Origin of the sequence: Sphingopyxis sp. (genome assembly GCF_965279725.1) — a bacterium.
Lineage (GTDB): Bacteria > Pseudomonadota > Alphaproteobacteria > Sphingomonadales > Sphingomonadaceae > Sphingopyxis.
In genome coordinates, this window is the sequence record NZ_CBDIIL010000003.1 from 1,086,787 (window position 1) to 1,101,081 (window position 14,295).

13 protein-coding genes are annotated in these 14,295 nt (G+C 65.4%); 6 read left to right on the forward strand and 7 right to left on the reverse strand.

Annotation, left to right across the window (positions count from 1 at the left end):
* The first annotated feature begins 57 nt into the window (after window positions 1-57).
* From chrA to ACQY6T_RS14185, 4 genes are all read left to right on the forward strand, one after another.
* On the forward strand, window positions 58-1,239 hold the full coding sequence (gene chrA, locus ACQY6T_RS14170; protein WP_428631701.1) for a chromate efflux transporter: 1,182 nt from the start codon (window positions 58-60) through the stop codon (window positions 1,237-1,239).
* A 122-nt stretch (window positions 1,240-1,361) separates the two neighbouring features.
* Complete coding sequence (locus ACQY6T_RS14175) at window positions 1,362-2,897, forward strand: NAD(P)/FAD-dependent oxidoreductase (RefSeq protein ID WP_428631702.1); 1,536 nt, start codon at window positions 1,362-1,364, stop codon at window positions 2,895-2,897.
* A gap of 25 nt (window positions 2,898-2,922) precedes the next feature.
* Complete coding sequence (locus ACQY6T_RS14180; protein WP_428631704.1) at window positions 2,923-3,354, forward strand: GtrA family protein; 432 nt, start codon at window positions 2,923-2,925, stop codon at window positions 3,352-3,354.
* Window positions 3,351-5,234, forward strand: a complete 1,884-nt coding sequence (locus ACQY6T_RS14185; protein WP_428631706.1) for a hypothetical protein — start codon at window positions 3,351-3,353, stop codon at window positions 5,232-5,234. The genes ACQY6T_RS14180 and ACQY6T_RS14185 overlap by 4 nt, the downstream gene beginning before the upstream one ends.
* A gap of 40 nt (window positions 5,235-5,274) precedes the next feature.
* On the opposite strand, the gene msrB is transcribed toward ACQY6T_RS14185, so the two are convergent.
* The 4 genes from msrB to ACQY6T_RS14205 form a co-directional block, all read right to left on the reverse strand.
* Window positions 5,275-5,760, reverse strand: coding sequence for a peptide-methionine (R)-S-oxide reductase MsrB (gene msrB, locus ACQY6T_RS14190; RefSeq protein WP_428631708.1), 486 nt, complete (start codon window positions 5,758-5,760; stop codon window positions 5,275-5,277).
* Window positions 5,761-5,834: 74 nt separating this feature from the next.
* Window positions 5,835-7,091, reverse strand: coding sequence for a cytochrome P450 (locus ACQY6T_RS14195; RefSeq protein WP_428631711.1), 1,257 nt, complete (start codon window positions 7,089-7,091; stop codon window positions 5,835-5,837).
* A gap of 68 nt (window positions 7,092-7,159) precedes the next feature.
* Window positions 7,160-8,458 carry an ABC transporter permease gene (locus tag ACQY6T_RS14200; protein ID WP_428631713.1) on the reverse strand — a complete coding sequence of 433 codons (1,299 nt, stop codon included), beginning with the start codon at window positions 8,456-8,458 and terminating at the stop codon, window positions 7,160-7,162.
* Window positions 8,455-9,411, reverse strand: a complete 957-nt coding sequence (locus ACQY6T_RS14205) for an ABC transporter ATP-binding protein (protein WP_428631715.1) — start codon at window positions 9,409-9,411, stop codon at window positions 8,455-8,457. The genes ACQY6T_RS14200 and ACQY6T_RS14205 overlap by 4 nt, the downstream gene beginning before the upstream one ends.
* Before the next feature lie 67 nt (window positions 9,412-9,478).
* Between ACQY6T_RS14205 and queG the strand changes: the two genes are divergently transcribed.
* Complete coding sequence (gene queG, locus ACQY6T_RS14210; RefSeq protein ID WP_428631717.1) at window positions 9,479-10,543, forward strand: tRNA epoxyqueuosine(34) reductase QueG; 1,065 nt, start codon at window positions 9,479-9,481, stop codon at window positions 10,541-10,543.
* Between the two features lie 7 nt (window positions 10,544-10,550).
* Here queG and ACQY6T_RS14215 read toward each other — a convergent pair whose 3' ends face one another.
* Entirely contained in the window at window positions 10,551-10,931 is a 381-nt protein-coding gene (locus tag ACQY6T_RS14215; protein WP_428631720.1) for a hypothetical protein, read from the reverse strand.
* Window positions 10,928-11,611: an EI24 domain-containing protein gene (locus ACQY6T_RS14220; protein ID WP_428631722.1), complete on the reverse strand. Its 684-nt coding sequence runs from the start codon at window positions 11,609-11,611 to the stop codon at window positions 10,928-10,930. Before ACQY6T_RS14220 ends, ACQY6T_RS14215 begins: the two co-directional genes overlap by 4 nt.
* Window positions 11,612-11,720: 109 nt before the next feature.
* On the opposite strand from ACQY6T_RS14220, the gene ACQY6T_RS14225 reads away from it, so the two are divergent.
* Entirely contained in the window at window positions 11,721-12,719 is a 999-nt protein-coding gene (locus ACQY6T_RS14225; RefSeq protein WP_428631724.1) for an adenosine kinase, read from the forward strand.
* Here ACQY6T_RS14225 and ACQY6T_RS14230 read toward each other — a convergent pair.
* Window positions 12,716-14,248 (reverse strand): lipopolysaccharide biosynthesis protein, encoded by a 1,533-nt coding sequence (locus tag ACQY6T_RS14230; protein ID WP_428631726.1) that lies wholly within the window; start codon window positions 14,246-14,248, stop codon window positions 12,716-12,718. The two genes, ACQY6T_RS14225 and ACQY6T_RS14230, sit on opposite strands and share 4 nt — an antisense overlap.
* Between the last annotated feature and the right edge of the window lie 47 nt (window positions 14,249-14,295).

The window sequence follows — 14,295 nt, forward strand, 5'->3', positions numbered from 1 at the left end:
CAAGTCCGCTCCATCCGCCGCATTTGCGGCGCGCGGAGCGTTGATATGACGAATGATATGGCCCAATTTCATCCCCCGCAGCTGAGCCTGATGGCTTTGTTCCTGAAATTCCTGCGCTTCGGCTTCCTCGCATTCGGCGGGCCTGTCGCGCAGATCGCGATGATCCGCCAGGCGCTGGTCGACGAGGAGCGCTGGATTGCGCCCGAGCGCTTCAACCGGCTGCTTGCGGTGTTGCAGATCTTGCCCGGGCCCGAGGCGCACGAGCTGTGTGTGCATCTGGGCATGGTCGCGCGCGGCCGACTGGGCGGATTGCTCGCCGGACTGGGGTTCATGCTGCCGGGGCTGGCGCTGATGCTGCTCGCGGGGTGGCTTTACGTCACCTGGATCGCGCAGGATGCCGCGCTGTCGGGCGTCTTGCTCGGCGTACAAATCGTCGTGCTTGCGATCATCTTGCGCGCGGTGGTCCGGATCGGGCAGCATATCGTCGAAGACTGGCTGCTGGCGCTGATTGCGGTGGCGAGCCTGCTGGCGACGCTGGCGGGGGTGGCGTTCTGGATTCTGCTTGCGGTCGGGGGGCTGATTTACGCCTTTTCGCACCGCCCGTGGCTTGCCGTTGTCGTTGTAGTTCTGGCCCTCGGCGCCGCGGTCGCCACCCATTTGCTCGTCGCGCCCGACGTTCCTGTCGCGATCGGGACCGGCGCCCCCGTGACGTTGGTTGCGCTGTTCGTAGCGGGTCTCAAGGGCGGGCTGCTGACCTTCGGCGGCGCCTATACCGCCATTCCTTATGTCCGCGCCGACACCGTCGGGCGCGGCTGGATCGGCGATGCGACCTTTCTCGACGGGATTGCCCTCGCCGGGGTGCTGCCGGCGCCGCTGGTGATCTTTGCGACCTTTGTAGGTTATGTGGCCGGCGGACCCGGCGGCGCGCTGGCGATTACGGCGGGGATGTTCCTGCCGGCTTTCGCTTTTTCGCTGATCCTGTTCGAGCGGCTGGAGGCGGTAGTCGAAAATCCGGCGCTCCACCGGATCCTGGCGGGGGTTGCCGCCGCGGTCGTCGGCATTATCGCCGCGACCTTCGTCCAGCTTGGCGAAGCGACGGGCGCGCGCGTGTCGTATTGGCTGTTTGGCGCGATCCTTTTTGCCGCGGCGCTGGCGATTGTCTGGCGGGTGAAGGGGGCGTGGGTAACGCCTGCCCTCGTCGCGGTGGGGGCGGTGGCGGGCTGGCTGATCGCGCTTTAGATTCGGTCGCCAGGATCGGCGCGAGAGCCCGCGGGCCGAAATTCGTCGCAGCATTAACCACTTTTTATCCATGATTGGCCACAGCGGAGGGGAGCATGAATTTGCCTGTGGGGAAGTAATCAATGTCCGTTTCATCTGGCTCGAAAAGCCATCCGACAAGCGCCGACGTCGCCATCATTGGCGCCGGTCCGGCCGGGTTGACCGCGGCTTATCAGCTGACCCAGCAGGGTTATACGGTCATCGTGATCGAAAAGGACCCCGTCTATGTCGGCGGCATCAGCCGCACCGTCGAGCATGAAGGCTTTCGTTTCGACATCGGCGGCCACCGCTTCTTTTCGAAAGCCCAAGAAGTCGTCGACCTGTGGAACGAGATCCTGCCCGACGATTTCATCCAGCGCCCGCGAATGAGCCGCATCTATTATGAGGGCAAATTCTACTCCTATCCGCTGCGCGCGTTCGAAGCGTTGTGGAACCTTGGTATCGTGCGCTCGACTTTGTGCATGGTGAGTTATGGGCAGGCGAAGCTGTTTCCGAATAAAAAAGTCCGCAGTTTCGAGGACTGGACGATCAACCAGTTCGGACGGAAGCTCTATTCGATCTTTTTCAAAACCTATACCGAGAAGGTGTGGGGCATGCCGTGCGACGAAATGTCGGCCGACTGGGCGGCGCAGCGGATCAAGGGCTTGAGCCTCGGCGCTGCGGTCCTTGACGGGCTGAAGCGCAGCCTAGGCCTCAACAAGCGTCCGAATGACGGCATGGCAACCAAGACGCTGCTCGAAACCTTCCGTTATCCGCGGCTTGGTCCCGGCATGATGTGGGACGCCGCGCGCGACAAGGTCGTCGCGGGCGGCAACCATGTGCTGATGGCGCATAGCTTCAAACAGCTGACCCAGGATCAGAAGACCGGCCGCTGGCGGATGACCGCGAACGGTCCCGATGGCGACATCGTGATCGATGCGGGCCATGTCATCAGCTCGGCGCCGATGCGCGAGTTGGCGGCGCGTATTCATCCGTTGCCCGCCTGCGCGCTGAACGCCGCGCCGAACCTGAAATATCGCGACTTTCTGACCGTGGCGCTCAAGATTCGGTCGGCGGATCTGTTTCCCGATAACTGGATCTATATCCACGACAGCAAGGTCCAGGTCGGCCGGGTGCAAAATTTCCGCAGCTGGTCGCCCGAAATGGTGCCCGACCCGGACCTCGCGTGCGTCGGCCTCGAATATTTCTGTTTCGAAGGCGACGGGCTGTGGGCGTCGAGCGACGACGATCTGATCGCGCTCGCGACCAAGGAAATGGCGATCCTCGGCCTTTGCGACCCCAAGGATGTCGTCGGCGGCGCGGTGGTGCGGCAGGAAAAGGCCTATCCGGTCTATGACGACGATTATGCCAAGCATGTCGAGACGATGCGCAGCGAACTCGAGGCGCGGTACCCGACGCTGCACATGGTCGGGCGCAACGGCATGCACCGTTACAACAACCAGGATCATGCGATGATGACCGCGATGCTGACGGTGCGCAACATCGTCGCCGGCGAGCGTGTCTATGATATCTGGGGCGTCAACGAAGACGCCGAATATCATGAGAGCGGCACCGAGGGTGAGCAGGCGGCGCTGGCGTCGGTCCGCGACGTTCCGGCGCGCGTGACGAAGGCCGCCTGAAGGCTTTGGCCCCAGGCGTATTGCCATGCAACCCGCACTCAAATTGATCGCATCGATCCGCCGCGGCGAGATTCGCTGGCTGAACTATCTGCTTGCCAGCGGCCTCGCGCTCGGCAGCGATGCCGGATTGTTCCTGTTGCTGCTCGATTCGGGGCTGTCGCCGATGGCGGCGTCGGCGAACGGCTATTGCGTTGGCATATTCGTGCACTGGATGGTGTCGAGCCGCCTCGTTTTCGCCGACGGTGCCGCGGCGCGCGGTACCGGCGAACGGCATCGGCAGAAGATGTTGTTCGTCGGATCGGCGATGGTCGGTCTTGCCGTCACAACGGCGATTGTCGGCACCGGCAGTGCGCTCGGGCTTGATCCGCGGCTGGCGAAGCTGGCCGCGATCATCGTTAGTTTCCAGACCACTTATCTGCTGCGCCGCCATATCGTGTTCCGGGCCGTCGCGGCATGACCGGTGCCGCGGCGCCTGCTGCGGACGGCGCGGCCTCACCTCGGCCGCCGCTGAATTCGGACGGGATCGCGTTCGGCCCCTGGTTCACGCCGGTGCGAATCGCGCTGATCCTGTGGACGGCGATGAGCCTGATCGCGATCATTGTCAGCTGGCACGCGATCGTGATGCTCGACCTGTCGGACACCGACGATGCGATGCGGATGGCGCAGGTGCGCGACCTGCTGGCCGGGCAAAGCTGGTGGGATTTATCGCAATATCGCGTCAATCCCGCAGGCGGCGGGGTGCTGATGCATTGGTCGCGGATCGTCGACGCGCCGCTGGCGCTTGGCATCCTGATCCTTGAACCGCTGTTCGGGCAGATCATGGCCGAACGGATCGTGATGACATTGTGGCCGCCGATGCTGGGGGCCGCGCTGTGCGCTGCCTGCGCGTTGGGGTATCGCAATCTGTCCGACTGGCGGATTGCCTATGCGGTGCCGCTGTTTCTGATCATGGCGGGGTTCATCGTGATGCAGTTCCGCCCGCTCCGGGTCGATCATCACGGCTGGCAGATTCTTCTGGCGATGCTGATCATGGCGCAGGCGCTGCGTCCGCCGTCCTGGCAAGCCGGGCTGTGGGGCGGTTTGTTCGGCGCGGCGCTGCTATCGATATCGATCGAAGGGTTGCCGATCGTCGCTTTATTCGCTGCGCTCGCGGCGCTGCGCTGGGCCTTGCATGCTCGCACCGCCGATCGCGACCGGCTGTGCGGCTTTCTGGGTGCGCTGGCAGGCGGCGCCATCCTGTTCCAGTTCGTGACGCGCGGCCCGGTCGGGCTGATCGGCACTTGGTGCGATTCGCTGTCGGCGCCCTATATGGCGGCGTTTGTGGCCGCGGCGGCGGCGACCTTTGCCGCGGCGCGCGCCAATCCGGGCGCGGCATGGATCCGCTTTTTTCTGCTCGGTGCGGCGGGTTTGGCGGCGGCTGGCGCGCTGTTATGGGCCGAACCGCGATGCGCCAATGGCCCCTTTGCGTCGCTCGACCCGATCGTGGTCCAATATTGGTATCGGCATGTGCTCGAGGGTCAACCGCTATGGGTGTCCAAGCCGCACGATGCGATCCATGTCCTGATCCCATCGCTCGTCGGGCTAGTCGGATCGGTGTTGGCTTGGCGCGATTGCGGGGCTCCCGTCGATCGTCGCAATTGGGCGACGGTGATCGCCGCGCTGTTGGGTGCGGCTGCGCTGTCGCTGCTCGTCATGCGAAGCGTATCGACAGCGCATCTTTTTGCCCTGCCTGGCTGCGCGTGGCTCGGCCTACGGATATGGGCTCGGGCGCGGACAATTTCGTCGTTGGTCCCGCGCATTCTTGCCTCGGCAGCGGCGGCCTTGACGCTGCCGTTGATTGGCAGCACCGCGGTTGCAGCGGCGCTGACGATGATTATCCCCTCGTTGCAGGCCGATGAAGACGCGGCGGTCGAAACGGCTGCCGCCGCCGCCAATCCCTATCAGTCCACCTGCCTCGACCCCGCAGCGGTTGCGGCGCTCAACCGCTTGCCGACGACGACGATCCTGACGCCGATCGACTTGGGCGCACCGGTGATTTTCTGGACGCGTCACAGCGTGGTCGCGACGCCGCACCACCGCAATAAGGACGCGATGGCGGACAGCATTCGCGCGTTCGCTGGCGACCCGGCAAAGGCCGAGGCGTTGGTGCGCAAGAACGGCGCCACCCTGATCGTTTTTTGCCCCACCGCCAATGACTTGGGCCAATATCGCCGCGCGCGCAAAGATGCGCTGGCGGCGCAGCTCTATGCCGGAAAAGCGCCGACGTGGCTGGCCGCGGTGCCGGTCGCATCGCGGGCGGGATTGTCGGTATGGCGAGTCAAGCCCGCGGCAAGGTGACGTTGCGGCCTCACTTGAGGCGGCGTCAGCAGGGGCGGCCTCAGGCGGGGCGGAAGGTCAGTGCAGTGCCGTTCATGCAATAGCGCTTGCCGGTCGGTTTCGGGCCATCGTCGAAGACATGGCCAAGATGCCCGCCGCAGCGTTTGCAATGCACTTCGGTGCGCGCGTAGCCGAGGTCATGGTCGGTCGAGGTGGCGATTCCGCCGTTGAGCGGCGCCCAGAAGCTCGGCCAGCCGGTCTTGCTGTCATATTTATTCTTGCTCGAATAGAGCGGCAGCGCGCAGCCGGCGCACACAAAGGTGCCCGCGCGCTTTTCCTTGTCGAGCGGGTGGCTGAACGGGCGTTCGGTGCCGGCCTCGCGCAGCACATAATATTGCGAGGCGGTCAGGCGCTTTTTCCACTCGGCCTCGGACAGTCGCCATCCGGGCGCTGCTTGAGGGCGCGCCGATTTGGCAAACAGCATCGGTGCAGCGATCACGCCGCCGCCAAGGGCGAGGCCAGCGAGCAGAAAACGGCGGTCGATCATGGCGGACTCCTGACCCGGTTATCGGGTTCATGCCTAATATACGGAGCGGGATGGCGCGAGGTTTCACCCGCGCGTCAATATTTCTCCAGCTCGACCTGCATATGGCGATAGCCATGGACAAAGCTGGCGTTCACGCGCTCGGGCTCGGCGAGCACATTGACCCGCAGGCGGCGCTTCTGCATTTCGGAGATCAGCGTCGTCAGCTGCAATTCGGCGACGCGCGCCCCGACGCAGCGGTGGATGCCGTAACCGAAGGCCAAGTGGCGGCGGGCGTTCTCGCGGTCGACGATGATCCGGTCGCCGTCGGGAAAGACGCTCTCGTCGCGGTTAGCCGAGGCGTACCACAGCGCCAGTTTGTCGCGTTTCTTGATCTGGTGGCCGAACAATTCGGTGTCTTCCATCGCGGTGCGGCGCATGTGCGCGAGCGGCGTCTGCCAACGGAGGATTTCGTGCATCGCGTTGACCGCGAGTTCGGGGTCATGGTTCGCTTCGAGCTTGGCGCGCTCTTCGGGAAAGCTGTGCAGACCGTAAGCATAAGCCGACATCGAGTTGCGCGTGGTATCGTTGCCGCCGACGATCAGCAGGATGAGGTTCCCCATGAACTCATGCTCGCTCATATGCTTCATCGCGTCGGATTGCAGCATGATCGAGATCAGGTCGTGCTGGCCGGGGTTCAGCGCCTTGCGATCCCATAATTCTTTGAACGCGGCGCCCATTTCAAACGCTTTGGCGGTGCGTGCGTGACGCTGTTCGGTCGTGTCGAACGATTCGATGTCGCCCAGCGCATCGGACCAGCCGGTCAGCCGGTGGCGTTCGGCCCATGGAAAATCGAACAGGATCGCGAGCATGTCGGTGGTGAGCTCGATCGAGAGTTTCTCAACCCAATCGAACGCCTCGCCGATCGGCAGTGTGTCGATCATGTCGCTGGTGCGTTTCTGGGTGTCGGCGCGCATGCGCTCGATCTCCGACGGACCAAAGGCCGGGGCGACGGTGCGGCGCTGCGCGGTGTGTTGCGGCGGGTCCATCGCGATGAACATCGGCAGCGGGATCTCACCCTCTTTGAGATGCTCGACGCCGTCGCCAGCGACGGTGATCCCGCCATATTCCCACGACGACGAGAAAATCTTGGGCAACGCCTCGATATGCTGGATCGGTTTGTAGGTGGTCACCGACCAATAGGGGCCGAATTTCGAATCCTCGCAATGATAGATCGGTGCTTCGGCGCGCAACTGGCGCATCGGTTCCTGCCAGCGGTCCTCGCGCCACAATTCGGCGCGGCTGACATCGAGCGGGTTGGCGATTTCGGGAGCGGTGCGAATTTGGGTGGCCATGGCTATCCTCCGTCCAGCCGTCATCGCGCGGCCGATTCAGTTGCAGAATGCCACTATTTACAGCTTTGTCAATGAGGGGTGGACGCTTCCGCCGCTGAGGCGGCGACGGCAGTAGCGGCGGCGATCGGGCGCGCGCGTTTCCAGAATTTCCAGCCGTTGCCGCTACTCAGCACCCCGGCCCGGAACAGGCGCACCGACAGGAAGATGACGAGCGCGACCCAGATCGCCTGCCAACCCAGCGCGAGCAGATGAACCGCTTTGTCGCCGTCGGTGGCGGCGCGCGCCGCCATTGCGAGCGGCGATGAAAAGGGAAATATTTGCGCGAACCGTGCCAGCCCGCTGTCCGGCGCGGCGGCGGCGGCGGTCGACATGCTGAACATGCCGACCTGGAAAATGGTGATCGGCAGGCTGAGCATCTGGATCTCGCGCACCGTCGCCGCCTGTGCTCCGACGCCAAGGAAGACCGCGCCGAGCAGAAGGAAGGACAGGATGAAATAGACAAAACCGATGCCGAGGAAAAAGGGCCAACCGGTGGCGGGCATTGAGGCGAGCGCCGCTGTCGCCTTGCTGGCACTTTGCGCGGTGGCGAGCGCTGCGGGGTCCAACTGGGTCGCAAAGATCAGTCCGCCGACCACCGCCATGACCATCCAGAAGGCGATGAACAGGATCGCGACGCCCAGAAAGCCAAGCAGCTTGCCCAGGAAGACGCTTTCAAGCGGCACCGCGGCGGCCAAGATCTCGATGACTTTGTTGCCTTTTTCTTCGGCCAGCGAACTGACGGTTTGACCGGCGAGGAGCAGCGTCAGCAAAAAGATGATGAAGACCGCACCGAAACCGAGCGACTGCTGGAGCGCAATGCTGGTGCCGCCGCTTTCCAGCAATTCGAATCGCGGCGCGACCGGTGGCGGCGTCCCCGCGGCGCGCGTCCGGAGCACATCGTCGGCGAGCAGGGCCAGATAGCGGCCCGCCTTGCTGTCCGATTCGCGTTCGACGATGCGCGGGGCGGCGAGCGGGCCGCTCAGGACGGCATAGGTGTCGCTGCCCTTTTCACGGGCAATGGCGATGGGATCGGCGGTGGCGGGACCGGTGATCCGCACGTCGAGGGCCGGCACGTCGCGCGCGACGCTGCCGCGCAGGCGCGCGTCGGCGGCGCGCACCGCCTCGACATCATCGGGCGATATAATCGCGACGATGCGCCCGGCGCCGCGCGCACTATCGGCGAGTTGCGAGGCGCCCATGCCGCCGGCAAGCCCCATGCCGACCATGAACAGCGGCGCGAGCAGAAAGAGCAGGAAGGTCGGGGTCGCGACGATCGCCAGAAAGTCGCGGCGCGCGATGACGAGCATGTTTTTCAAGAAAGGGGTCATGCGACGGCCTCCTCGATCGCATCGCTGGCGGGATCGGCGGCGAAGCTGGCATCGACTTGGCGGACGATATGGACGAACGCGTCGTGCAGCGCCGGACGCGCGATCGACAGGCCCGCGACGCCAAGGCCGCTCGCGGTGATGCGCGCGAGTAGCGGTTCGACATCTTCGTCCTGGATGGCGAAATGCCACGCCTCGCCGCGCAATTCGGCGCCCGTGGGGAGCAGCGCGGCGATTGCCCCGACGCTGGCGTCGGCGCGCGGGGTGTAACGCACCTGCATCGGTAGCAAGCTGCGCGCGTCGTCGACGGTGCCTTCGAACCGGCGCTGCGAGCGGGCGATGATCGCCAGCCGGTCGCAAAGGCGTTCGGCGTGCGCCATGACATGGGTCGAGAACAGGATCGTAGCGCCGCGATCACGTTCGCGGCGGACGAGCATTTCGAGCCGTTCCTGGTTGACCGGATCGAGGCCCGAGAAAGGTTCGTCGAGCACGATCAGGTCGGGGGCGTGGACGATCGAGCCAATCAACTGGATCATCTGCGCCATGCCCTTCGACATTTTGCGAATCTTTTCGTCGATCACGCGCTCGAGGCCGAGTTCGATCATGAAGGTCGCGGCGCGGCGGCGGCCTTCGGACCAGTCGAGCCCGCGCAGTGCGCCCATGAACGCGATCGCTTCGCGCGCTTTCATCCCGGGATACAGGCCGCGTTCCTCGGGCAGATAGCCGATGCGGTGGCGCACCGCCTGCGGCCGCTGGTCGCTGAACAGACGGCTGATGCCTGCGTCGGGATCGATAATCCCCAGCGTCATCCGCAGGCTGGTGGTCTTGCCCGCGCCATTGGGGCCGAGCACGCCGTAAATGCTGCCGGTCGGCACCGCGAGGCTGACATTGTCGACCGCTTTGAAATCGCCGAAATATTTGGTGAGGCCGGTCGCCTCGACGCTGAACTCGTTCAAGCTTCGGTCCCTGATCTGATGGTCCGCAAGCTATGGCACGGACAGGCGGCTCGCGTATAGAGCAGCAATGGTTGCCGAAGCCTTGCCTGTTGAAACGCCTTCGCTCGAACAGCGCCTCGAATTGGTGGCGCGCGCGCATGGCTTTGTTGCGTTCGGTGTCGCCGATGCCGGCGCGGCGCCGCAAACCGCCGAACGTTTGAACCAGTGGCTGGCCGACGGCCGCCACGGCGACATGATCTGGATGGAAAGTCGCGCAGCGCAGCGCGGTTCGCCCGCGGGGCTGTGGCCCGAGGTGCGTTCGGTGATCGCGCTCGGCATGAGCTATGCCCCCGTGCACGACCCGCTGGCGCTCGCCGATCATCCGACACGCGGGCGGATTTCAGTCTATGCGCAGGGTGGTGATTATCATGACGTCGTCAAACGGGCGCTGAAGGGGGTGGCGCGCTGGCTGGTCGCCGAAGCGCCCGGCGCCGAGGTCAAGGTGTTCGTCGATACCGCGCCGGTGATGGAAAAGCCGCTGTCGGCGGCGGCGGGACTCGGCTGGCAGGGTAAGCACAGCAATCTGGTCAGCCACGAGCATGGCAGCTGGCTGTTCCTCGGTGCGATCTACACGACGCTCGATCTGACACCGAGCATCCCCGGGCGCGACAGCTGCGGCAGTTGTACGGCGTGTCAGGACGCCTGTCCGACGCAGGCATTCCCGGCGCCGTACCAGCTCGATGCGCGGCGCTGTATTTCGTACCTGACGATCGAGCATGACGGGCCGATCCCGCCCGATCTGCGGCGGGGGATCGGCAACCGCGTCTATGGCTGCGACGATTGCCTTGCCGTCTGCCCGTGGAACAAGTTCGCCGACGCCGCGCACGCTCATCGCGCCTTTCTGCCGCGCGCCGAGCTGGTCGCGCCGTCGCTATCCGATCTGCTCGCGCTCGACGATGCGGGGTTCCGGCAGGTGTTTGCGGGGTCGCCGATCAAGCGGATCGGGCGCGGCCGGATGGTGCGCAATGCGGCAATCGCTGCGGGGAACAGCGGCGACGTGCGATTCCGGCCGGTACTGAAGCGACTGGCCGACGACAATACCCCGATGGTTGCCGATGCTGCGCGGTGGGCGCTCGCCGAACTGACGCTATGACGTCTGTTTAGCGGCGTAGCGCCTCGATGCAGCTCGGCACATTGGCATCGCGGCCTTCGGGCGTGCGCGCATCGACATGGGTAGCGAGCGCGTCGGCGCCCTGCCGCGGCGCATAATAATAGACATCGAGGATGCACGCGCTGCCGCTGAATTGCAGCTTTCGTCCTGCGCCCTCGGCGACATCGAGCCGGGGCTTGCCGAACAGGCCAAGCGCGGCGTTGGCATTTTGGCCGATCAGGCTGTTGTTCTGCGTCGGGCGCGGCGGGGTGATGGCTGTTGCCCGGGGCTGGCCCGGGGGCGGGGCGGCGCGCGGTATCGCATTGCCGGCGCAGCCACCGAGCAGCAGGGTAAGGCTGGCGACGGTGGCCAGACGGCGGTTTTGGATCATATGTTCCGGTCCCCGCTCCGCAAGTGGAGCATGTGGACGGCCATAGCGGCGCTGACGATGGGCGCCAACAGATTGGCGACAGGCACCACAAAGCTTGCGGCAGACAACAGTCCGAGCGACCACCGCGCGCGCCGGTCGAGGCGCGGACGGTCGGGGTGGCGCGCCAGCACCATCGCCTCGAGATCGCGGCCGAGCAGCAAGGCGTTGACGAACAGCGCAAAGATCGGCGTGCCGATGCCGGTGACGAGCAGCAGGATATAGATCGGCAACGCGAGCAGGTTGCCGCCGATCAACCGGATCAGCGACGCCAGCGCGAGACCGATATTCTGCCGCCAGCCGACATCGACTGCGCGCGCTGCCGCGGCGGGATAATAGCGACCTTCGACGTCGGCGACGATCGCGTCGGCGAACAGCCCGACGACGACGATCGCGACGGCGCGGAACAGCAGCCAGCTTCCCGCGATGATCGCAAGGACGACCAACAGGCCGGCCATGTCGCGTTCGGCGGCGCCCAACCATTGCCAATGTTCGAGCGCCCACTGCACGGCGACGAAGATCGCGGCGCCTGCCGCAAGCAACAGCAACAGGGTAAGCGCGAGGCTTTGCAGCAGGATACGCAGAACGCGCGGTTGGGGCAGGTCCCTGAGCGCAAGCAGAAAGGCGTGGACGGCGCGGGTCATGGCCCGAGGGATGCGAGGGAGAGATGCGCGCGTCAAGCGCGGCGCTTGCCTTGCCCTGCCGCCATCCCTAAAGCGCGGCAGCATTTTTCCACGCAATACAGGATATTTCATGGCCTCCACCGCCCGTTTCGACGTCGTCGCCATCGGCAATGCGATCGTCGATGTCATCGCCCGCGCCGACGATTCGCTGATCACCGCCGAAGGGCTGACCAAGGGATCGATGCGGCTGATCGACGCCGAAGAGGCCGAACGGCTTTACACCGCGATGGGCCCGGCGATTGAAATGTCGGGCGGCTCGGCGGCGAACACGCTCGCTGGCATGGCGGCGCTCGGGCGCCGCTGCGGCTTTATCGGCCAGGTCGCCGACGACCAGCTTGGCCAAGTGTTCACGCATGACCTGACCTCGCTCGGCGTCGCCTTCGATACGCCGCCGCTCGCCGAAAGCGACCCGACCGCACGCTGCCTGATCCTGGTGACCCCCGACGGCCAGCGGACGATGAACACCTTCCTCGGCGCGTCGCAGAATCTGGGGCATGACTCGCTCGATGCGGCGCTGATCGCCGACGCCGACATCCTCTATCTCGAAGGCTATTTGTGGAACGCCGATGCCTCGCGTGCGGCGATGGCCGAGGCGATCGGCCTGGCGCGCGCCGCGGGACGGCGCATCGCCTTTACCTTGTCCGATACCTTCGTCGTCGCGGGGCATCGCGACGATTTCTGCCGCATGGCCGCGGCGCGCGAGATCGACATCCTGTTTGCCAATGAGGCGGAGCTCCTTGAACTGGCGCAGGTGGATGATTTCGAAACCGCGCTTTCGCGCGTTGCTGCCGATGTGCCGTTGCTGGTCGCAACACGCGGCGAAAAGGGTGCGGTCGCCTTGACGAACGGCGAACGCACCGAGGTGGCCGCCGAGCCGATCGACGATGTCGTCGACACGACGGGGGCGGGCGACCTGTTCGCCGCCGGTTTCCTCGCGGGCCTGGCCGAAGGGCGCCCGATCGCCGATTGCCTGACGATGGGCGCGGTGTGCGCGCGTGAGATCATCGCGCAGGTGGGTCCGCGCGCCCAGACCGACTTGCGCGCCAAGGTTGCCGAACGGCTGGCTTAAGTCGCCGTTGCTGCGTCCGCTGCCTCGGGGCTTTTCTTGAACAAGGCACGATCGGCAGGGCCGAAGCCGCGGGTCCAGATCAGCCATGAATAGATGGCGAGGATGACCGGAACGCCGATCAGCAGCTCGGCCCATTCGGGCAGCTGGGTCGCCCCCCAGCCGAGGATGGCCGCCCCGGCTGTCGCCCAGACCAGCGCCCAGCGCAGGCTGTTGACAGGTGCCCCCAGCACATGGGCGAGCAGCCGCGCTTTTACGACCGAGGCAAAGCCAAGCGCGAGCATCAACGCGAGCGCCACCGCCGCGGCGTAATATATCGGCGGCAGTCCCATCGATTTCGCGATCAGGATCAGCGCGACGCTGAATATCGCCTGCAGCGCCAGTGTCGCCATGCTAATCAAAAGATTACGATGCCGCGCGACATACACCAGCGCAGCCTCGCTGACGACTGCGGTCGCCGCCACGACTTCGGCGGCGAGCAGGAAGGCGAGCGCCGCGGTGCCGCTGACAAATTCGGGGCCGACAAGGCCCATGACCGCTTCTCCGGGGATACCAAGCGCGAGTGCGACACCGGCCTGTGCGGCGATGATCCAGAAACCGACCTGGCTGACTTGTGCCGCCACGGCGGCAAGCCGATTTTCGGCAAGGTTGCGGGTGATGACCGGGCCGAGGATCGGTTCGAAACTGGTTTTCAGCTTTTGCGGCAGCGATGCGACCTGCTGCGCCATATAATAAATGCCGTAGATGGTCGGCGAGGTGAACTGGCCGAGGATGAACAGATCGAGGCGGCGCGTCCCCCATTCGATCGCGTCGGCGGCGGCGAGCGGGGCGTTGCGCCGCGCCACGGCGATAAGATGCGCGGGGTGGGGCCGCCAGCCGCGTGGCCCGCCATAATGGCGCAGCATCGGGATCAGTGCGGTCAGAAACGCGCCGACCATCGCGGCGGCATAGGACAGCATCAATCCGTCGCGCGCCGACACGAACCAGAACCCCGCCGCGGCGGCGCTGATCACCCAGGGTTCGACGATCGCGCGCGCGCGCACCGTCGCGCCGACGTCGAAGCGATAAGCGCAGGCGGCGAGCGCGATGTCGGTACCTGCGATGGCGAAGACGAGCAGCGCCATCCAGCGATCGATCCAGTCGAGATCGCCGGCGGGGAACATCAATTGCGGCAGGAGAAAGAGCAGAGCCGACCCCGCCGCCGAAGCCAATAAGGCGACGAACATGCCGTCCCAAACGACCATGCGATGATCGGCCCCCGGCGCGCTCAGCTGTTCGGCGAGGCCACGCTTCAGGCCCAGCGTTGCGAGCTGCGCGATCAGTTCGATGACGAGCACGGCGAAGGCGAAGCGCCCAACCGCTTCGGGGCCGTACCAGCGGCCGGCGACATAAAGAAAGGGCAGGCGCGCGACGAGGCGCAGGATGAAACCAAAAAAATTGGTGCGGCCGCCTTTGGCGAGCGCGGCGGTGTCGGCGTCGCCCGTAGGGACGCCCGATGCTGGCGGCGCGGCTGCGCTGTCCGTCTGGCTCAAGCCCGCCGCCCCTTCTGCTGGTCCCCGGACGCCAGTCTAGCGCGCGG

Excerpts from the sequence above, each read along its gene's own strand:
- ACQY6T_RS14200 (WP_428631713.1), bottom strand. The coding sequence starts at position 8,458 with ATGACCCCTTTCTTGAAAAACATGCTCGTCATCGCGCGCCGCGACTTT.
- queG (WP_428631717.1), top strand. The coding sequence starts at position 9,479 with ATGGTTGCCGAAGCCTTGCCTGTTGAAACGCCTTCGCTCGAACAGCGC.
- chrA (WP_428631701.1), top strand. The coding sequence starts at position 58 with ATGGCCCAATTTCATCCCCCGCAGCTGAGCCTGATGGCTTTGTTCCTG.
- ACQY6T_RS14215 (WP_428631720.1), bottom strand. The coding sequence starts at position 10,931 with ATGATCCAAAACCGCCGTCTGGCCACCGTCGCCAGCCTTACCCTGCTG.
- ACQY6T_RS14185 (WP_428631706.1), top strand. The coding sequence starts at position 3,351 with ATGACCGGTGCCGCGGCGCCTGCTGCGGACGGCGCGGCCTCACCTCGG.
- ACQY6T_RS14175 (WP_428631702.1), top strand. The coding sequence starts at position 1,362 with ATGTCCGTTTCATCTGGCTCGAAAAGCCATCCGACAAGCGCCGACGTC.
- ACQY6T_RS14220 (WP_428631722.1), bottom strand. The coding sequence starts at position 11,611 with ATGACCCGCGCCGTCCACGCCTTTCTGCTTGCGCTCAGGGACCTGCCC.
- msrB (WP_428631708.1), bottom strand. The coding sequence starts at position 5,760 with ATGATCGACCGCCGTTTTCTGCTCGCTGGCCTCGCCCTTGGCGGCGGC.
- ACQY6T_RS14180 (WP_428631704.1), top strand. The coding sequence starts at position 2,923 with ATGCAACCCGCACTCAAATTGATCGCATCGATCCGCCGCGGCGAGATT.
- ACQY6T_RS14195 (WP_428631711.1), bottom strand. The coding sequence starts at position 7,091 with ATGGCCACCCAAATTCGCACCGCTCCCGAAATCGCCAACCCGCTCGAT.
- ACQY6T_RS14225 (WP_428631724.1), top strand. The coding sequence starts at position 11,721 with ATGGCCTCCACCGCCCGTTTCGACGTCGTCGCCATCGGCAATGCGATC.